Raw genomic sequence first — 18644 nt, 5'->3', positions numbered from 1 at the left:
TTGTATTGGGATAGTTAAGAAAAATCTTATATTTAAGGGGGAGTTACTATGTGGTTTGTGTTTGCCTTACTGTCTGCTGTATTTGCGGCGCTGACCTCCATACTGGCCAAGATAGGTATTGCCGGTGTTAATTCGAATCTTGCAACAGCGATTCGAACGATGGTGGTGCTGGTTATGGCGTGGGGAATGGTTTTCCTCACAAATACCCAGGGAGGGATCGCAGCGATCAGCAAAAAAAGCTGGCTGTTTCTGATCCTTTCAGGTCTGGCAACGGGTGCTTCGTGGTTATGCTATTATCGTGCTCTGCAGATAGGAGATGCATCGAAGGTTGTGCCGATAGACAAGCTGAGTGTCGTGATCACACTGGTACTGGCTTTTGTTTTTCTGCACGAGAAATTTACAGCAAGATCTCTGCTTGGATGTGCTTTGATCGGTGCAGGAACATTGCTGATGGTTTTATGAAAAGGAGAGAGCTATGAAAAAACGGAAGAAAATTTCAGCAAGACTTCTGGCACTCATGCTTATTGCTGCGTTGCTGCTTCCTCTTGCATGGATTACTCCGGTGGAAGCGGCAGAGACAAAACAGATCGATGTTTTGTTCAGCCATGATACACATTCGCATTTGAACAGCTTTTCAACCATTGTAGATGGGGAGCAAAAAGAGGTTGGCGGATTTGCCAGGATCAAAACCCTGATCGATGAAAAGAAGCAGGAAGATCCGGACACCCTGGTGCTGGATGGCGGTGATTTTTCCATGGGAACACTGATCCAGACCGTATACGATACGGAGGCGGCAGAGCTTCGGATGCTGGGATATCTGGGGTATGATGTGACGACTCTGGGAAATCATGAATATGATTATCGCTCAAAGGGACTGGCAAATATGCTGGAGGCTGCGAAGGATTCCGGTGGGACAGTGCCGGCACTGGTGGTGTGCAATGTGGATTGGGACAGCATGGAGCAGGATGGACTAAGTGATGGTCAGAAGCAGATCCGGTCGGCATTTGAAGACTACGGTGTGAAGGATTATGTAGTAGTTCAAAAGGGAGATGTAAAGGCTGCAGTAGTCGGCGTGTTCGGTAAGGATGCCCTGGAATGTGCACCGACCTGTGAATTAAAGTTCAAGGATCCGGTTGAGGCCGTAAAACAGACGGTCGAAGAGATCAGAAAAAATGAAAAAGTGGATATGATCGCCTGTGTGTCCCATGGAGGAACTTGGGAGGATGAAAACAAATCGGAGGATGAGATCCTTGCAAAAGAGGTGCCGGATATCGATCTGATCATCAGCGGACATACGCACTCAGAGCTGAAAGAGGCAATTCAGCATGGGAACACATATATCGTATCCTGCGGCGAATACGGAAGAAATCTCGGCTCACTTTCCATGACACAGAAGCAGTATGGACGTTGGGAGCTGACATCCTATGAGCTGATTCCTGTTTCTGAGGAGATAAAACCGGATCAGGCGACACAGGAACAGATTGATGCCCTGATGGATACGGTAGATAAGAATTATCTTTCCGATTTTGGCTATACAAGGGAAGAGGTTCTTGCTGAAAATGATGTTGAATTCAACAGTCTGGAAGAAATGGGCACGAAGCATGAAGAACTGAATCTTGGTGATATCATGTCCGATGCATACATATATGCAGTGGAGAATTCCGAGTATTATGATGGTGATCCGGTTGATGTAGCCGTTGTTCCAAGCGGAACCGTGCGGAATACATACACAAAGGGAGATATCACAGTAGAGGATGTTTTTAATTCCTTTTCACTGGGGATCGGAAAGGACGGTGTTGCCGGATATCCGCTGATCAGTGCATACCTGACCGGAAAGGAGCTGAAGCTGGCAGCGGAGGTGGACGCTTCTGTTTCGGATTTTATGACAACGGCAAGGTTATATTGCAGTGGATTGAATTTTGCATACAATCCACATCGGATGATCCTGAATAAGGTGACAGATTGTTATCTCACCAGGACAGACGGAGAACAGATCGAGATCCAGGATGATAAGCTGTATCATGTCGTGACAGATCTGTATACCGGCCAGATGCTTGGTTCAGTGATGAAAATGTCCTATGGACTGCTGTCTCTTGAACCGAAGGACAGGGATGGAAATCCTATTGAAAATCTGGAAGATCAGGCGATCATGGAAGGTGACAGGGAGTTAAAGGCCTGGGATGCGATCGCAAGATATATGCAGTCCTTTAAAGATACAGATGGCGATGGAATTGCCAATGTGCCGGAATATTATGAGACGACACATGGACGTAAGGTTGTGGAGGACAGCAGAAATATCATTGATCTGGTGAAGCAGCCCAATAAGTTTTCGGCAATGATCGCAGGTATTTGTCTGATCTTTATTGTGATCATTGTGTTTGTGGTATTTCTGATCCGAAGGATGATCCGCAGGATCAGAGTCAGAAAAGGAAAGAAAAATCCTAAATAAATATACGGCTTAGAAGAAAGCTGTCGCTTTAGTGGTTGATAGATCGCAAAGCGGCAGCTTTTATTTTGTGGCAGCTCTATATAAATGTTGAAAGAAGATATTTTATGATTAACAAATATGGAGCAATGCTATACAATCGTTCTAAATAGAACAAATAGATATGGAGGAAGGTTATGTTTTTCTGGGATCAGCATAAAACGATAACAAGCTGTTATGAAAAAGTCACAGGGAGTGTATGCGAGAAATATCAGCTGACGCATATGGAATATGATATCCTTATGTTTTTGCACAACAATCCGCAGCATAATACTGCGGCTGAGATCGTTAAGGTCCGTAAGTCGACGAAATCCCACGTGTCCTCTTCTCTGAAAAATCTGGAGAGCAGAGGTCTGATTGAAAGGATCCAGAGTGCGGACAATAAGAAGCATATCGAGATCGTTTTATTAGATAAGGCAGATCTGATCATTGAAGATGGAATAAAAGCACAGAAGGAATTTGCAAAGATCGCTTTGGATGGACTGACAGGGGAAGAGAAGCGTATTTGTAAAGAGGTGTTTCATAAGATCTGCGAAAATGCGGATAAATATATGAGGTGAGAGGATGAAAAAGAGATTTCATGTAAAGAAAAGGACTCTTTTGCTGATCGCGGGTATTGTATGGCTGATCGCCGGATTTAACGTTGCCAGACTTGGGATATTATCATACCGGGTGATCGATCGGAAGTGGTATCTGTATCTGTTTTCGGTCGTTGTATTTTTTTTGTTTGGCATGATGTTTTATAAGATGAGCAAAAAGCATACCAAAAGGATCCTGGGATATGAGAGTCACCGTCCGTTCTGGCATTTTTTTGATCTGAAAGCATATCTGATCATGACTTGCATGATGAGCGGAGGGATTGGTTTCAGGGCAGCGGGAATATTCCCTGATATCTTCGTTGCTTTTTTCTATTCCGGTCTCGGCTGTGCACTGGCCCTGGCGGGAGTTGTATTTACCAGAAATTATTTTTGTTATAAACAATTGATCACAAAGGAGCAGGAAGCATGAGAGAAAGCAGTAAGAAAAACATGCCGGACATTATGGAGGCAATATTTGACGCAGGATATTTGATCTTTGATCTGATCGCAGGAATTCTTTTCTTTGTATTTTCGAAGGGAAACCCTTTGTTTATCCTTTACGGAGTACTGACATTGACACTTTGTGGCGGAGATGCGTTCCATCTGGTGCCAAGGATCATCAGAGCTGTCCATGGAAGCAGTGAGAAGATCAGGAGACAGCTGGGAATCGGATTACAGGTATCTTCGATCACGATGACTGTATTTTATATTATTTTACTGTATGTATGGAAGCTTACCTTCCCGGAGCTGAACGCACCGGCTGCAGTGGAAGCAATGATCTGGATCTCTGCGATCATCAGGATCGTGGTATGCTTCCTTCCTCAGAATAACTGGTGTACAGATAATGGAAATATGAAATTATCCATCCTGAGAAATGCAGTTTTTGCAGTTACTGGTATCGGTGTGATCATTCTGTATGCGATCTCCGGAAATGCGAATGGGTATCACATGACAAGAATGGTTGCTGCGATCATCATTTCCTTTGGATGTTATCTTCCGGTAACCTTATTCAGCAAAACAAAGCCTAAGGTCGGATTACTGATGATCCCGAAGACCTGTGCATATATGTGGATCATTGCAATGGGACTTCAGCTTCTGTTTTAGCACAGCGTGCATTAAGTAACCGCCTGACCATGGATCAGGCATCGGATGTCTGCAGCGTATTTTCACCACTGGGGGTCAGGTACCAATGTGGTAAACATAGCGTCAACTTAAGAGAAAATCAGTCTTAGAGAAGCAACAGATTTTAAAGAGAAATAGGAAAAGAAGAAGCAGGGAAGAAAAATAAGCGTAGGAAACCAGGGCCATACGATCAGAAAAATCGAAAGCCTGAATAATAAGCAGAAATTATGAAATTAAAGATTAAAAAGAAACTTTAAGATTCCTGAAATGTGTACGTCCTTTCGCTTTGTTCTTCTTTCTGCGGAAGGACCTACCAGGAAAGATCTGCGAGCGGCACCGGCAGGCATCAAGAAAGAGAGAATCAATGGAAGAAAGGGAAGTAAAGTTGCTCAGGAAGATCTCTGCTATTTTGCTATTATCGCAGATGCGAAAGAGGCACTACAAAATAATTTGTTTTAACTGAATAATTTCAGTACAAAAAAACAGCTTTATGATATCAGAACGGGATATCATGAAGCCGTTTTTTGTTTTATATACAAGGAAAAATGATATGAAAGTTTCTAGCACACTTAAGGAAGTTAATGCACTTGAAGAAGATTATAAAACAAAAAGCAGAGAAATTTTTGTGCAAAACTGCTCAAAAATACTCATATAAAGGATTGACTTTTGGAAACACAAGGCCAGTCTTTAAAATTTTTTATTTTGGGTGTAAATCTTTTGTTGTAATCTGGGAATTGATGTGGCATAATAAATGGGAAAATGTTAAAAATAAGAAAAATCCGGATTAAGGAAATGTAAAATTGCATTTTCGGGATAACACGGCTCCTGACAGATGCTGACAGGAAGCGAGTATGACAAAGGAGAAAATTATGGCAATTTTTTCAATGATCTTATCTTTGTTATGTGGAGTATCATTATTTTTATTTGGAATGTCCTTAATGGGCGATGGTCTGAAGCTGGCAGCCGGTAATAAGCTGGAAGCGTTTCTCTATAAGATGACCAATACTCCACTGAAGGGTGTCGCACTTGGTACTGGTGTTACCAGTGTGATCCAGTCGTCTTCTGCGACGACTGTTATGGTAATCGGTTTTGTAAACTCCGGTATGATGAAACTGAAACAGGCGATAGGTATCATCATGGGAGCAAATATCGGAACCAGTATTACAGGCTGGATCTTATGTCTTTCTTATATTGAAGGATCCAATGGTATTGCAAGTATTCTTTCCACAGCAACAATTTCAGCTGTTGTGGCAGTTATTGGTATTATTTTCCGTATGTTCTGTAAGCGAACCTTACATAAGAATGTAGGAAATATCATGCTTGGTTTTGCGATTCTGATGACAGGTATGCAGATGATGAGTGGAGCGGTATCTCCTCTTCGTGAAAGTCCGGTATTCATTAAGATGCTGACCATGTTTTCCAATCCGATCGCAGGTATCCTTGTTGGTATTGCATTTACCGCAGTACTGCAGAGTGCATCTGCAACAGTCGGTGTACTTCAGGCGCTGTCTGTAACCGGAATCTTGACATTTGCGAGTGCGTTTCCGATCGTTCTTGGTATTGGTGTCGGTGCTGCATGTCCGGTCCTTATTTCTGCGATTGGAGCCAATAAGAATGGTAAGAGAACTGCTCTTGTGTATCTGATCAATGACCTTTTTGGTTTGATCCTCTGGTCAGTGATCTTCTATACAGTAAATGCATTTGTACATTTTACATTTATGGATATGACGATGACACCGGTAGCGATCGCCCTTCTGAACACAGTCTTCCGTCTGGCGACAGTTATTGTGCTGTTCCCGTTTATTCCAAAGATCGAGAAGCTGGTATGCTGGCTTGTGAAGGATAACAAGGAAGATTTGGAAGATGAGGTAGACTTTGATCTTCTTGAGGAGCGTCTTTTGAATTATCCGGCTCTTGCTATTGCACAGTGTCACCGTGTAATGAACGGAATGTCCAAGAAACTTCGTAAAAACGTCAACAGAGCCATGAACCTTCTGAATGATTATCAGCAGGATAAATATGATAAGGTTCAGCGAAAAGAGGATCTGATCGACAAGTATGAAAGCCGTCTTGGAGAATATCTGATTCAGCTGACCAAGAGAGAGATGAATTCCGCACAGACAAGACAGACTTCACTGTATCTGCATACGATCAATGACTTTGAGCGTATTGGTGATCATGCTTCTTATATTGCACATATGTCCAGTGAGATGCATGATAATCACACGAATTTTTCTCAGGAAGCCTGGGATGAACTGAATGTTGTTATGGAAGCAGTTCGTGAGGATATCAATATAACCTGCAATGCTTTTATGAAAGATGATAAGGAAATGGCACAGAGAGTAGCACCTCTGGGAGCTGTGATCACAGGACTCTGTGATGTGCTGAAGATGCGCCATGCAGAACGTCTGAGCCAGGGCAAATGCGGACTGGAGGAAGGAACAGTATTCAGTGATATCCTGAACAGTTTCTGCCGTATTGCAACTCACTGTGCAAGTGCCATGGTTGCGCTGATGAAGAGTGGAGAGACCGGTTCAGATCTTCATATCCATGATTCCAAGATCTATCCTACAAACAGTGTGGAGTATTATCAGTATTTTAAGGAATACGGACAGAAATACGATATCGGAAATCAAGAAGGCCATGTGCTCAGCATGGAGCCGGAAGAGGTAGAATAAAAATTTACGAAAAACGCCCGTTTCAATTTAATTCGAAACGGGCGTTTTTGTTCCTGTTACGAATAGAATCAGGGGTTATCAAAATACAGATTTCATGGTATGATAAATCTATCAGACAGCGAGGCGTATAATGGGGATGCGTATCTTGCAGCAAGAAAAAGGAGGTTTTTACTATGGGTGAAAGTATGATCACATCGTTTGACGGAACGAAACTGTATCTGAAAAAGGAAACGGCAGCAGACAATAAGGCTGTGATCGTAATCGTTCACGGTCTCTGTGAGCATCAGGGCAGGTACGATTATTTTGCAGAGAAGCTTCATGAGGCGGGAATTGGTACCTACCGTTTTGACCACAGAGGACATGGACGCTCTGAAGGAGAGGAGACTTTTTATTCGGATTTCAATGAACTTCTGGATGACACCAATGTAGTGGTGGATATGGCTATTGAAGAAAATCCGGATATCCCGGTGTTCCTTCTCGGACACAGCATGGGAGGATTTACCGTTTCTCTGTATGGAGCCAAATATCCGGATAAAAAGCTCCGGGGAATCATTACCAGCGGTGCGCTGACTGCAGATAACGGAAATCTGATCCGTGGAGTGCCGGGAGGAATGGATGTACATACGCGCCTTACCAACCAGCTGGGATCCGGTGTATGCTCTGTGCAGGAAGTGGTAGACTGGTACGGAAAAGATCCATATAATAAACAGTCTTTTACAGCGGGTTTATGCTATGCGATCTGTGACGGACTTGACTGGTTCAAGGAGAAAAAAGCAGAGTTTCATTCTCCGGTCCTTATGACTCATGGTGAGAAAGACGGTCTGGTAAGTGTACAGGATACCTATGATTTCTTTAAAGAAGCAGGTTCCGAAGATAAGCAGATGAAAATCTATGGCGGACTTTTCCATGAGATCCTGAATGAGTATTGCAAAGATGAAGTAATTGGAGATATGATCCGGTGGATGGAAGTAAGGATCTGAAAATAAACAGACTGTTTTATATGTAGCAGCAGAGCCAGGTGGATTCAATAACACCTGGCTTTCTTTTACAAAGAGTTTCTGTTACAATAAACAGGATAGAAACAGGAAGAGAGAACAGGAGAAAACAACCATGTCAAATATCATAGAAATCACAGATTTTAACGCACCGGAGCTGGATGTATATGCCAGGATTTCTGAGATTCAGCTTCTGAACCGGGCAGAGCCTGAGAAAGGAATTTTTATTGCGGAGAGCCCGAAAGTTATTGAGAGAGCATTGGATTCCGGGTGCCGGCCGATTTCTTTTCTGGTGGAACATAAGCATATTGAGGGAGAAGCAAAAGAGCTGATCCGCCGCTGTGGTGAAATTCCGGTTTATACGGCAGAATTTGATGTGCTGACGCAGCTGACCGGTTTCAAGCTGACAAGAGGGATGCTCTGTGCCATGCACCGGCCGGCACTTCCGGGGATTGATGAGATCTGCAAAAATGCCCGCAGGATCGCGGTTCTGGAAAATGTGGTAAATCCTACTAATATCGGCGCGATTTTTCGTTCTGCGGCAGCTCTTGGTATGGATGCGGTGTTGTTAACTCCGGGATGCAGCAATCCTTTATACCGCCGTGCGATCCGTGTCAGCATGGGAACCGTATTTCAGATCCCATGGACATTTTTTGATGAAAAGACAGAGTGGAAGACGGAAGGAATCCGGTCTCTGAAAACAATGGGATTTAAAACAGCAGCCATGGCGCTGAAAGAGGATTCTTTTGATATTGATGATCCTCATTTAATGACGGAAGAAAAACTGGCAATTGTTCTTGGGACGGAAGGAGATGGACTTGCCTCAGAGACCATTGCGGACTGTGACTATACGGTATGCATTCCCATGGCCCATGGAGTAGATTCATTGAATGTGGCTGCAGCCAGTGCGGTGGCATTCTGGCAATTGGGGAAACATTAAAAAAATGTGCCGGGCAGGAAGAACGTATTCTTTTATAAGATGTGAGATTTTGTCTGGAATATCTATGGAAATTAAGAAATGCCGGTGTTATAATTTTCCTGAAAAACAGCGAAAATCCAAAACGGAACCAAAGTGTCATAGGATTTTCGAAAAAAGAGGGAGGAATCACAAATGAAAAAGTTTCTGGAGGAATTCAAAGCCTTTGCATTGCGGGGCAATGTCATGGACATGGCTATTGGTGTGATTATCGGAGGTGCTTTCTCAGGTATCGTAACATCACTGACCGATAACTTTATCAATCCGATCCTGAATGTGCTTACAGGAGGAGCAACGTATACACTGAAGGATGTATCCGGATTTGCTTCATCCTTTGTCTCCTCAGTGATCAATTTTGTGATCATGGCATTTATCCTGTTCTGCCTTCTGAAGACAGTTAACAAGATCACTTCCATCGGAGCAAAAAAAGAGGAAGAGCCTGCACCAACTACGAAGGTATGTCCGTTCTGCAGAAGTGAGATCGACATCGCGGCTACAAGATGTCCACACTGTACTTCAATTCTGAACGAAGCAGAAAAGGAAGAATTATAAAAGAGAATATCCGCTTTACATAGAAAAAACGGGAAATCAGGAAGCATATTATGGTATGCATGAGATTTCCCGTTTTTTTATGCGTTTGTGTTCTGATTTTCTTCTTCCATATCCATCAAATGAAAAGAAAGCAGCAGATACAGGATTTCATCTCTGTCTGTGAGATCCGAATCCAGAAATGCTTTGATCTTATCCAGACGGTAAAGAAGAGTGGTTCTGTGGATAAATAAAGCGCTGGCAGTATGGGCAATGTTCTGGTTGTGTTCCAGAAAACAACGCAGTGTGTCATAGAGATGAGATTGTTTTGCCTCATCTTTGTATTTCAGTGACAGAAGCTTTTCGTGGCAGATCATGTAAGCTGGAAGTTTTCTGGTAGCCTGTTCCAGGATATAGGGCAGAGCGATGGAGTTAAAATAGTGGATACTTTCTGCAGGATTTTTGCGTTTGCCAACCTGTAAAGAGACAGAAGCTTGTGTGTATTGCCGGTGGAAATTAAAATGTCCAAGCATCTTCCGGCTGTATCCGGCACTTAACATGCTGTTTTTGATAAAACCCTCGATCTTATCAGAAATTTCATGGACAGTCATGGTACATAGGTCCAGATTGATAAAAAGCACAGCATTGCCTTTGTATTCGGTAGCACAACTGGCCGGGATCGTATTTTCCAGATAATTGCAGATGGCATTGAGGGTCAGATTTTTCTGGTCGATCAGTCCGGTCTGGATCAGGATGCATTGATACATATGGGAAGAAAGCCATCCTACATTTGTCAGCTGCTGGCTGACTTTTACGTAATCAGCTCCTGGATCAGTCAGGATAGATACAAAAATCTGGTGCAGAGGAAACGCTTTATCCCGGTTGTGCATGATACCGGTGGAAAGGGCATGAGATATCATCTGGGAAAGGTACTCCAGGATAAAACCAAATGTATCATCCAGAGGAACTTCGCCTCCGGAAAACATCAGTCGGTATACAGCCTTATCATTATTGGAAATGTTTACGCAGAGAGAAGGAACCGTAAGGCCATTTCCGGGATAATAAAAGTAGCCGGTTTTATAAAAAGCTTCCTCATAATGGGGATCCTGTTTCAGACTGTCAACAACAGCCCAGGAATTTTCGTTGGAACCCAGAACGGAATTGGAAAGATCACCCAGATCCCAGCCTCTGGAGGCAATGATAGTAAAATCCATACCGATCAGCATCATTGGATTGGGAATAATGGAAGCGGTAAGATCCAGAAGTTCCTGAATAGAAGCGTTCTGAAGACGGGAATTCATCAGAGACTGATTCCACCGGTCATAAAGGATAAAAATTTCCTGGAGTTTGTTAAAAATGGTATTGGCAGAAAAATCTTCAGGAATGACACACATGTTTGGCTGGGTTAATTCGTAATTCCGGTAAGTTTTTCCGATCATCAGGAACAGGATATTTTTGGGATGATGAAAAGTCGGTTGAAAATCAGGATTTGTAATAAGATAAACACGTCCTTCCTGAAGCGGTGTGTTTTTTTCGTAACAGGCAGGACATAGCAATGTGGGTTCTGTATCCAGCCTGGAGGTATCCATAGGAAATGATTGCTGCAAATGATAGCAGATAAGTTTTGCGCTGAGTTTCAAAGAAAATCCTCCTTCCTATATTTTATAGGAAAAAATAGGAATAATCACCATATTATGTGGAATTGTGATTCTTCTGATTTTCAGTATAATAGAATCATAAAGAAAAAACAAGTGCAGAAATAAGCCTTTTATATTGGGGTGTAGCAAAACAAGTGCGGAAAAAAGGTTTTCCTGCATAATAACGTAGCGGAGGTGTTTTTATGTTAACAAAAAGACAGAATATGATGGAAGTAATCCGTGGAGGAAATCCGGATCGTTTTGTAAAACAGTATGAGGGACTGACCTTTGTTCTGAATACTCCCTATCAGCAGCAGTATCCGATGATGCCGGAAGGACCTGGTGCACCAACAGTAAAATGTGGCTGGGGATATTATAATTCCTGGCCGGTAGGAACGCCAGGAGCGTTTCCACTTCATGATCCCGAACATCTGGTATGCCCGGATATCACAGAATGGAAAAAATATGTAAAAGCACCGGATATCAATTACACAGCAGAAGACTGGAAAGCATGCCAGGAGACCATTGCCGGAATTGATAGGAATGAAACAATGGTTGCCACACTGATCGCACCGGGAGTTTTTGAGATGTGCCATTATCTCTGTGAAATTCAGAATACTATGATGAATTTTTACGAAGAACCGGAAGCCATGCATGAACTGATCGAATATATTACAGAGTGGGAACTGAAATGGGCAGAGCAGATCTGTACCTATATGAAACCAGATGTTGTATTCCATCATGATGACTGGGGAACGCAGAAGTCTACATTTATCAGTGTGGATATGTTCCGCGAATTCTTTATGGATTCCTACAAACGTATTTATGGCTACTACCATGACCATGGTGTGGAACTGATCATTCATCATAATGACAGCTACAGCGCAACACTGGTTCCAACAATGATCGAAATGGGAATTGATGTATGGCAGGGATGTATGTCTGTCAATGATCTTCCGAAACTGATCAAAGAATATGGAAAAGATATCACATTTATGGGTGGCATTGACAATGGCAAAGTGGATCGTTTTGACTGGAATCAGGAAATGATTGAAGAAGCAACCGATCAGCTTTGCAGAGACTGTGGTAAGCTTCATTTTATTCCATGTACCACACATGGCCTGAATTTTTCCTGCATCCCGGGTGTTTATGAAGCAGTAGATCAGGAAATTGATAAAATGACGAAAGAAATGTTCTGATCGAATTCAGATTGGCCTATATAATAGGAAGAAAATAAATAAAGGTCGGAAAAGCCTGCAAAACCCAGCAGAAAAGCGCTTTCCCGGCCTTTTTTCTGTGAAATTTTGGAAAAAATAAATTTGTAAAGCAAAAAGCCTTGACAGACATGGCGGAATCGTGTATGATAGCCAAGGTGATTACAGATGGAGAAATTTGTAGAGCAGACTTTTTTATTTGATTTTTATGGAGAGCTTCTGACAGAGAGGCAGCGGCAGGTGTACACCAGTGTGGTATTTGAGGATTATTCCTTGAGTGAGGTTGCCGAGGAACTTGGCATCAGCAGACAGGGTGTGCATGATATGATCAGACGGTGCAACCGGACGTTGGAAGAATACGAAGAGAAACTCCATCTGGTCGAGAAATTCCTGAACATCCGCAGTCAGGTTATGAAGATCCATGAACTGGCTGACAAGTACCACGCCGAAGATATTGCGGCGATTTCCAATGTGATATTAGAGGAGTTATGATCAATGGCATTTGAGAGTTTAACAGATAAACTGCAGAATGTATTTAAGAAGCTGAAAGGCAAAGGACGTCTTACAGAGGCTGATGTCAAGGTAGCGCTGAAAGAAGTTAAGATGGCGCTTCTGGAAGCGGATGTTAACTTCAAGGTCGTTAAGCAGTTTACGAAATCCGTTCAGGAAAAGGCTATCGGACAGGATGTTATGAATGGTCTGAATCCGGGACAGATGGTGATCAAGATCGTAAATGACGAGCTGGTCAATCTGATGGGAAGCGAGACAACAGAACTTCCGATCAAACCGGGAATGGATCTTACCGTTCTTATGATGGTCGGCCTCCAGGGTGCAGGTAAGACAACAACGGTTGCCAAACTGGCAGGCAAACTGAAATCCAAGGGAAAGAGACCACTGCTTGTAGCCTGTGATGTTTACCGTCCCGCAGCGATCACACAGTTGCAGGTAAATGGTGAGAAGCAGGGCGTTGAGGTCTTTTCCATGGGAGATAAGCAGAATCCCGTGGATATTGCAAAAGCAGCTATCGAGCATGCGAAATCCAATCAGCAGAATGTTGTGCTGATCGATACCGCAGGACGTCTTCACATTGATGAGGATATGATGCAGGAGCTTGAGAATATCAAAGCAAATGTGAATGTGGATGCCACAGTGCTTGTAGTTGATGCCATGACAGGACAGGATGCGGTAAATGTAGCGCAGAACTTTTCTGATAAAGTCGGCATTGACGGTGTGATCCTGACCAAGATGGACGGTGATACACGAGGTGGAGCTGCACTTTCCATTAAAGCCGTAACCGGCAAACCGATCTTCTATGTTGGTATGGGAGAGAAGCTTTCGGATTTGGAACAGTTTTATCCGGAACGTATGGCTTCCAGAATCCTTGGCATGGGCGATGTAATGAGTCTGATCGAGAAGGTGGAAGCATCTGTAGATCAGGAGCAGGCTCAGGAGATGCAGAAGAAGCTGAAGAAAATGGACTTCGACTTCAATGACTATCTTACCAGCATGGAGCAGATGAACAAAATGGGTGGTATTTCCAGTATCCTGAACATGCTTCCTGGAATGGGCGGCAAGATGAAGGATATTGAGGGTATGATTGATGAGAAAGCTATGGACCGTACCAAGTCCATCATCCTTTCCATGACACCTCAGGAGAGAAGCAATCCGAACATTCTGAACATATCCCGTAAGAACCGCATCGCCAGAGGTGCAGGCGTGGATATCACAGAAGTAAACCGTCTTGTGAAGCAGTTTGAGCAGAGCAAGAAAATGATGAAACAGATGCCGGGCTTAACGGGCGGCAAGATGAATATGGGAAAAAGAGGCGGCTTTAAGCTTCCCTTTTAATAAACAACAATAAATTTTTAGAAAGATAATTGGAGGAAAACAAAAATGGCAGTTAAGATCAGATTAAGAAGAATGGGACAGAAAAAAGCACCTTTCTATAGAATCGTAGTAGCAGATTCCCGCTGCAAACGTGACGGAAGATGTATCGCAGAGATCGGAACATATGATCCGAACCTCGACCCAAGCGTATACAAAATCGACGAAGAGGCAGCTAAGAAATGGCTTGCAGCTGGTGCTCAGCCTACAGAAGTAGTTGCTAAGCTTCTTAAACTTGCCGGAATCGAGAAATAATACCTGACAGATTTAAGATCTGTGGGCCCCGTAAGGGCAGAGCAAGGAGGTATGTAATGAAACAACTTGTAGAAGTAATTGCAAAATCTCTTGTTGAAAATCCGGATGAGGTAGTCGTTACTGAGACTGAGAAAGACGACGCGATTGTTGTTGAGCTGAAAGTCGGACCGGCCGATATGGGCAAGGTTATTGGAAGACAGGGAAGAATTGCCAAGGCAATCCGTACTGTTGTGAAAGCGGCTTCTTCAAAAAGCAGCAAAAAAGTGATTGTAGATATTCTGCAATGAAAAATGAGACAGGAGCTGTGGATTCCATGGCTCCTGTTTTTACTCTGAAAGGGAGCAAAAATGGAAGATTTATTAAAAGTAGGAGTTATTACAACAACGCATGGCGTCCGTGGTGAGGTGAAGGTTTTTCCAACAACGGATGATGCAGAGCGTTTTCTTGATATTGAATATGTGCTTCTGGATACAGGAAAAGAACTTCGCAGACTGAATATTCAGAATGTGAAATTTTTTAAGAATCTTGCGATCCTGAAGTTTGAAGGCGTTGATAATATCAATGATATTGAAATGTATAAAGGCCGTGATCTCTGGATCCCACGTGAAGAGGCACAGGAGCTTGGCGAGGATGAATATTATGTGGCAGATCTGATCGGAATGGATGTACTTCTGGAGAATGGGGAGAAATTCGGAGTACTCCGTGATGTGATGGAGACTGGTGCCAATGATGTTTACATCGTAGACCGTGTGGATGGAGAAGAAATTCTGCTTCCTGCGATCCATGACTGTGTTCTTGATGTAGATGTGGAAAAAAATACTATGACTGTACATTTGATGAAAGGGCTTGTTTAAATGAATTATCATGTACTTACACTGTTTCCGGAAATGATCGAGAACGGAATGAACACAAGTATTACAGGCCGTGCCATTACAAAAGGACTGTTATCACTGGAAGCAATCAATATCCGGGATTTTGCCTTCAACAAACACCAGAAGGTAGATGATTATCCGTATGGTGGCGGTGCCGGAATGCTGATGCAGGCAGAACCCGTATATCTGTCCTACGAGTCCATTGTAGAACGTATCGGAAGAAAACCCCGTGTGATCTTTCTGACTCCTCAGGGAAAAACTTTCAACCAGAATATGGCGAAAGAGTTCGCACTGGAAGAAGACCTGGTTTTTCTCTGCGGTCATTATGAGGGAATTGATGAGCGTGTTCTGGAAGAAATTGTGACAGACTATGTTTCTATTGGTGATTATGTACTTACAGGCGGGGAACTTCCGGCTATGGTTATGATGGATTCCATTTCCAGAATGGTACCAGGTGTTTTAAACAATCAGGAATCCGGAGAGACGGAATCTTTTTCCGGAAATCTTCTGGAATATCCTCAGTACAGCCGCCCGGAAGAATGGCATGGAAAAAAAGTTCCGGAGGTGCTGCTTTCCGGACATCATGCAAATGTGGATAAATGGAGAAGAGAGCAGTCTATTATCCGTACTGCCAAATGGAGACCGGATCTGCTGCCAAAGGCCGATCTTACAAACAAAGAGTGGAACGAGGTCCGCAGACTTCGCAAACAGTGGAAAGAGGAAGTGGAAAAATAATTATGAAAACATCAGATTTTTATTATGACCTGCCGCAGGAACTGATTGCTCAGGACCCGCTGGAGGACAGAAGTTCTTCCAGACTGATGCATCTGTCCCTGAAAGACGGAAGTATCGAGCATCGTCATTTTACCGATATACTGGATTACCTGCATAGGGGAGACTGCCTTGTGATCAATGACACCAAAGTTATTCCGGCACGTCTTTACGGACATAAGGAGGAGACAGGAGCACTGATCGAGATCCTGCTTCTGAAGCGTCGTGAGAATGATATCTGGGAGTGCCTTGTAAAACCTGGTAAAAAAGCCCGTCCTGGTGCTAAAATTACTTTTGGTGATGGCATTTTAAAGGGCGAGATCATCGATATCGTAGATGAGGGAAACCGCCTGATCCAGTTCCATTATGAGGGAATCTTTGAGGAAATCCTGGATCAGCTGGGAGAAATGCCGCTGCCGCCGTATATTACCCACAAGCTGAAAGACAAAAACCGTTATCAGACTGTATATGCAAAAAATGAAGGATCTGCCGCCGCACCGACAGCAGGACTGCATTTCACACCGGAACTTCTTGAGAAGGTAAAAGAAATGGGCGTGAATATTGCCCATGTAACTTTGCATGTAGGCCTTGGAACGTTCCGTCCGGTAAAAGTGGATGATGTGGAGAAACATCATATGCATTCGGAATTTTATATTGTGGAGGAAGATCAGGCGAAACTGATCAATGACACAAAGAAAAACGGTGGAAGAGTGATTTCCGTGGGAACTACCAGCTGCCGTACCCTGGAGTCCGCAACCGGAGAAGACGGAATCGTAAAAGCCGGAAGTGGCTGGACAGAGATCTTTATCTATCCAGGCTATAAATTCAAAGCCATCGACGGACTGATCACCAATTTTCATCTTCCGGAGTCTACGTTGCTGATGCTGGTTTCTGCCCTTGCAGGAAAAGAACATATTATGGCTGCCTATGAGGAAGCGGTGAAGGAAAGATACCGATTCTTCAGTTTTGGGGATGCCATGATGATCGAATAACAAAACACAATTATCTTTCATTAAAAAATCCTGACAGATTTTCGCATGGATCATGCGGTATCTGCCAGGGTTTTTATTTTACCTATTCTTCGCTGTTATCTGAGAAATCTGCTTCTTCGTCGGAACTGTAATCTTCTTCATCTGAAGCATCATAATCCGAACTGTCAGATTCATCGGAAAAATCCGAGCTTGTATTAGATTCATCAGAAGTGTCAGTGTTTCCGGATGCCTCATCTGCAGAAACAGTATCAGAACTGCCTGTATCGCCGGATGATTTGGCTGTAGAATCAGCGGATGGAATCGCTGCACTGCGTTCATCGATTTTGGCCTTGATTCTGGCAGCTTCATCGCCGGTAGCGGGAGTTGGCTGATAATTGTTATAACCATCTGCGGAAGAAATGGAGCAGGGAATGATGTTGGTTACATTATCGGCCTGTACACCGTCGGAAGTGATGGTAAAGGTCTGCTGGAAGATCATGGTGTCCATATCACTTGGTGAACTGTTTCCGCCAAAGCAGAAGTTTCCGAGGCTGTAAACGATATTTTTACCTTTGTAAGTTTCAATTCCCTGAAGTACATGTGGATGATGTCCGCATACAAGGTCAGCACCCTCGTCGATAGCCAGACGGCCGAGAGTCATCTGATTGGTATCTGGAACGGTTTCGGTCTCATTGCCCCAGTGGAAGATTACAATAACAAGTTCTGCTCCGTCAGTTTTGACTTTTGCAATATTATCTTTCAGCTGCTGTTCGCGGCCAAGATGGTCATTCAGTTCATAAATTCCAACAAGTCCGACTTTAACTCCCTTGATGTCCATAACTGCAGTATCATCGTAGCCGAAATGGGTGATCCCTTCATTATCCAGAGCAGTCAGGGTATCTGTGTAACTCTGGTCTCCGTAATCATGGCTGTGATTGTTGGCAGTATTTACAGCTTCTATGGAACCGCTGGTTAGGATCTGGGCATATTCAGCAGGTGCCTTAAATGCAAATGTTTTATCTTCACGGGCATTCGAATCTGTGAGTGTTCCCTCGAAATTGGCAATAGTCAGATCATCTGCTGCAAAAATACTTTTTACATTCTGGAAAAAGTAATCTTTTCCGTTGTTGTCGTAGTAGGCGTTCAGACTTGTGTCATAGTCGAAGGTTTCGTCTGTACCAAGGGTGCAGTCACCCACAACACTGATGGTCAGTGAAACAGGATCTTTCTCAGCCGCTTTCGCTGCTTCTTCGGCTTTTTTGGCCGCTGCTTCTTCCTGCGCTTTTTGGAGGGCCGCAGCTTCGGCCGCTTTTCTGGAAGAGATACAGGCTCGGGCAGAAAAAATAATTACAAGAAGTAAGAGCAGAATTCCTCCTCCTGTAAGCATCATTTTCTGACGGCGTACTTGCTGATATCTGGAATTTTTTTTGATGGTTTTTCTGCGTGATGAGGCAGAGCTGTGTGTGGACGGGCGTTTGTTTACCCGTGAAGTGCTTTGGCGATGGCCGCTTTCTTTCGGATCGGAACGATGTGTGCGTGCCTGTTTGGCCTTAAGTGCTTCTTTTCGCGCCAGTTCCGGATCATGTCTGTGTGGCGGCTTTCGATTATCATTTGCCATACTTTTTCTCCTTCATATGTAAAGATACATTTATTATAGGAAGAATTGGAAGTAATGTAA

The 18644-nt window shown here is 43.4% G+C and carries 21 protein-coding genes; 19 read left to right on the top strand and 2 right to left on the bottom strand.

Features of this window, described 5'->3' with window-relative positions:
• Positions 1-48: 48 nt before the first annotated feature.
• The 11 genes from KQI39_RS11930 (at position 49) to mscL (ending at position 9386) form a co-directional block, all read left to right on the top strand.
• Entirely contained in the window at positions 49-462 is a 414-nt protein-coding gene (locus KQI39_RS11930; protein WP_148447080.1) for an EamA family transporter, read from the top strand.
• Positions 463-475: 13 nt separating this feature from the next.
• The gene (locus KQI39_RS11925) at positions 476-2449 is read left to right on the top strand and encodes a bifunctional metallophosphatase/5'-nucleotidase (RefSeq protein ID WP_216418604.1); all 1974 of its coding nucleotides are present in this window, start codon (positions 476-478) and stop codon (positions 2447-2449) included.
• Between the two features lie 173 nt (positions 2450-2622).
• Positions 2623-3045, top strand: coding sequence for a MarR family winged helix-turn-helix transcriptional regulator (locus KQI39_RS11920; protein ID WP_174096138.1), 423 nt, complete (start codon positions 2623-2625; stop codon positions 3043-3045).
• Positions 3046-3049: 4 nt separating this feature from the next.
• Positions 3050-3493, top strand: a complete 444-nt coding sequence (locus KQI39_RS11915; RefSeq protein ID WP_148447074.1) for a hypothetical protein — start codon at positions 3050-3052, stop codon at positions 3491-3493.
• Positions 3490-4167: a hypothetical protein gene (locus KQI39_RS11910; RefSeq protein ID WP_216418601.1), complete on the top strand. Its 678-nt coding sequence runs from the start codon at positions 3490-3492 to the stop codon at positions 4165-4167. Before KQI39_RS11915 ends, KQI39_RS11910 begins: the two co-directional genes overlap by 4 nt.
• A 285-nt stretch (positions 4168-4452) precedes the next feature.
• The gene (locus KQI39_RS11905) at positions 4453-4644 is read left to right on the top strand and encodes a hypothetical protein (protein ID WP_216418599.1); all 192 of its coding nucleotides are present in this window, start codon (positions 4453-4455) and stop codon (positions 4642-4644) included.
• A gap of 128 nt (positions 4645-4772) precedes the next feature.
• Entirely contained in the window at positions 4773-4973 is a 201-nt protein-coding gene (locus KQI39_RS11900) for a hypothetical protein (protein WP_148447033.1), read from the top strand.
• 81 nt (positions 4974-5054) lie between these two features.
• Entirely contained in the window at positions 5055-6863 is a 1809-nt protein-coding gene (locus KQI39_RS11895) for a Na/Pi cotransporter family protein (RefSeq protein WP_216418596.1), read from the top strand.
• 173 nt (positions 6864-7036) lie between these two features.
• Positions 7037-7843, top strand: coding sequence for an alpha/beta hydrolase (locus KQI39_RS11890; protein WP_216418595.1), 807 nt, complete (start codon positions 7037-7039; stop codon positions 7841-7843).
• A gap of 130 nt (positions 7844-7973) precedes the next feature.
• Positions 7974-8798 (top strand): TrmH family RNA methyltransferase, encoded by an 825-nt coding sequence (locus KQI39_RS11885; protein ID WP_216418592.1) that lies wholly within the window; start codon positions 7974-7976, stop codon positions 8796-8798.
• A gap of 171 nt (positions 8799-8969) precedes the next feature.
• Positions 8970-9386: a large conductance mechanosensitive channel protein MscL gene (gene mscL / locus KQI39_RS11880; RefSeq protein ID WP_216418590.1), complete on the top strand. Its 417-nt coding sequence runs from the start codon at positions 8970-8972 to the stop codon at positions 9384-9386.
• Between the two features lie 77 nt (positions 9387-9463).
• Here mscL and KQI39_RS11875 read toward each other — a convergent pair whose 3' ends face one another.
• A complete protein-coding gene (locus KQI39_RS11875; RefSeq protein ID WP_216418589.1) occupies positions 9464-11002 on the bottom strand; it encodes a PucR family transcriptional regulator in 1539 nt (512 codons plus the stop codon).
• Between the two features lie 200 nt (positions 11003-11202).
• On the opposite strand from KQI39_RS11875, the gene KQI39_RS11870 reads away from it, so the two are divergent.
• The 8 genes from KQI39_RS11870 (at position 11203) to queA (ending at position 16987) form a co-directional block, all read left to right on the top strand.
• Positions 11203-12198: a uroporphyrinogen decarboxylase family protein gene (locus KQI39_RS11870; RefSeq protein ID WP_216418587.1), complete on the top strand. Its 996-nt coding sequence runs from the start codon at positions 11203-11205 to the stop codon at positions 12196-12198.
• A gap of 183 nt (positions 12199-12381) precedes the next feature.
• Complete coding sequence (ylxM, locus tag KQI39_RS11865) at positions 12382-12705, top strand: YlxM family DNA-binding protein (protein WP_021978097.1); 324 nt, start codon at positions 12382-12384, stop codon at positions 12703-12705.
• Positions 12706-12708: 3 nt separating this feature from the next.
• Positions 12709-14061 (top strand): signal recognition particle protein, encoded by a 1353-nt coding sequence (ffh, locus tag KQI39_RS11860; protein WP_118369243.1) that lies wholly within the window; start codon positions 12709-12711, stop codon positions 14059-14061.
• Between the two features lie 45 nt (positions 14062-14106).
• Positions 14107-14352 (top strand): 30S ribosomal protein S16, encoded by a 246-nt coding sequence (gene rpsP, locus KQI39_RS11855; RefSeq protein ID WP_015525220.1) that lies wholly within the window; start codon positions 14107-14109, stop codon positions 14350-14352.
• A 56-nt stretch (positions 14353-14408) separates the two neighbouring features.
• On the top strand, positions 14409-14639 hold the full coding sequence (locus tag KQI39_RS11850; protein ID WP_015525219.1) for a KH domain-containing protein: 231 nt from the start codon (positions 14409-14411) through the stop codon (positions 14637-14639).
• A 60-nt stretch (positions 14640-14699) separates the two neighbouring features.
• Complete coding sequence (rimM, locus tag KQI39_RS11845; protein ID WP_148447009.1) at positions 14700-15206, top strand: ribosome maturation factor RimM; 507 nt, start codon at positions 14700-14702, stop codon at positions 15204-15206.
• The gene (gene trmD, locus KQI39_RS11840) at positions 15207-15959 is read left to right on the top strand and encodes a tRNA (guanosine(37)-N1)-methyltransferase TrmD (protein ID WP_021978094.1); all 753 of its coding nucleotides are present in this window, start codon (positions 15207-15209) and stop codon (positions 15957-15959) included. It abuts the gene before it with no gap.
• Positions 15960-15961: 2 nt separating this feature from the next.
• A complete protein-coding gene (gene queA / locus KQI39_RS11835) occupies positions 15962-16987 on the top strand; it encodes a tRNA preQ1(34) S-adenosylmethionine ribosyltransferase-isomerase QueA (RefSeq protein WP_216418585.1) in 1026 nt (341 codons plus the stop codon).
• An 82-nt stretch (positions 16988-17069) separates the two neighbouring features.
• Here queA and KQI39_RS11830 read toward each other — a convergent pair whose 3' ends face one another.
• Positions 17070-18584, bottom strand: a complete 1515-nt coding sequence (locus tag KQI39_RS11830) for a CapA family protein (RefSeq protein ID WP_216418583.1) — start codon at positions 18582-18584, stop codon at positions 17070-17072.
• Positions 18585-18644 lie beyond the last annotated feature (60 nt).

It is taken from the genome of Blautia sp. MSJ-36 (assembly GCF_018917985.1).
Taxonomy (GTDB): domain Bacteria; phylum Bacillota; class Clostridia; order Lachnospirales; family Lachnospiraceae; genus Blautia_A.
The sequence above is the reverse complement of the archived record's forward strand: the minus strand, read 5'-3'. Positions and strand labels throughout refer to the sequence as shown.

What these genes read in the sequence shown, in the direction of transcription:
- KQI39_RS11930 (WP_148447080.1), top strand. Translation starts at nt 49, where the DNA reads ATGTGGTTTGTGTTTGCCTTACTGTCTGCTGTATTTGCGGCGCTGACC.
- KQI39_RS11925 (WP_216418604.1), top strand. Translation starts at nt 476, where the DNA reads ATGAAAAAACGGAAGAAAATTTCAGCAAGACTTCTGGCACTCATGCTT.
- KQI39_RS11920 (WP_174096138.1), top strand. Translation starts at nt 2,623, where the DNA reads ATGTTTTTCTGGGATCAGCATAAAACGATAACAAGCTGTTATGAAAAA.
- KQI39_RS11915 (WP_148447074.1), top strand. Translation starts at nt 3,050, where the DNA reads ATGAAAAAGAGATTTCATGTAAAGAAAAGGACTCTTTTGCTGATCGCG.
- KQI39_RS11910 (WP_216418601.1), top strand. Translation starts at nt 3,490, where the DNA reads ATGAGAGAAAGCAGTAAGAAAAACATGCCGGACATTATGGAGGCAATA.
- KQI39_RS11905 (WP_216418599.1), top strand. Translation starts at nt 4,453, where the DNA reads ATGTGTACGTCCTTTCGCTTTGTTCTTCTTTCTGCGGAAGGACCTACC.
- KQI39_RS11895 (WP_216418596.1), top strand. Translation starts at nt 5,055, where the DNA reads ATGGCAATTTTTTCAATGATCTTATCTTTGTTATGTGGAGTATCATTA.
- KQI39_RS11890 (WP_216418595.1), top strand. Translation starts at nt 7,037, where the DNA reads ATGGGTGAAAGTATGATCACATCGTTTGACGGAACGAAACTGTATCTG.
- KQI39_RS11885 (WP_216418592.1), top strand. Translation starts at nt 7,974, where the DNA reads ATGTCAAATATCATAGAAATCACAGATTTTAACGCACCGGAGCTGGAT.
- mscL (WP_216418590.1), top strand. Translation starts at nt 8,970, where the DNA reads ATGAAAAAGTTTCTGGAGGAATTCAAAGCCTTTGCATTGCGGGGCAAT.
- KQI39_RS11870 (WP_216418587.1), top strand. Translation starts at nt 11,203, where the DNA reads ATGTTAACAAAAAGACAGAATATGATGGAAGTAATCCGTGGAGGAAAT.
- ylxM (WP_021978097.1), top strand. Translation starts at nt 12,382, where the DNA reads ATGGAGAAATTTGTAGAGCAGACTTTTTTATTTGATTTTTATGGAGAG.
- ffh (WP_118369243.1), top strand. Translation starts at nt 12,709, where the DNA reads ATGGCATTTGAGAGTTTAACAGATAAACTGCAGAATGTATTTAAGAAG.
- rpsP (WP_015525220.1), top strand. Translation starts at nt 14,107, where the DNA reads ATGGCAGTTAAGATCAGATTAAGAAGAATGGGACAGAAAAAAGCACCT.
- KQI39_RS11850 (WP_015525219.1), top strand. Translation starts at nt 14,409, where the DNA reads ATGAAACAACTTGTAGAAGTAATTGCAAAATCTCTTGTTGAAAATCCG.
- rimM (WP_148447009.1), top strand. Translation starts at nt 14,700, where the DNA reads ATGGAAGATTTATTAAAAGTAGGAGTTATTACAACAACGCATGGCGTC.
- trmD (WP_021978094.1), top strand. Translation starts at nt 15,207, where the DNA reads ATGAATTATCATGTACTTACACTGTTTCCGGAAATGATCGAGAACGGA.
- queA (WP_216418585.1), top strand. Translation starts at nt 15,962, where the DNA reads ATGAAAACATCAGATTTTTATTATGACCTGCCGCAGGAACTGATTGCT.
- KQI39_RS11830 (WP_216418583.1), bottom strand. Translation starts at nt 18,584, where the DNA reads ATGGCAAATGATAATCGAAAGCCGCCACACAGACATGATCCGGAACTG.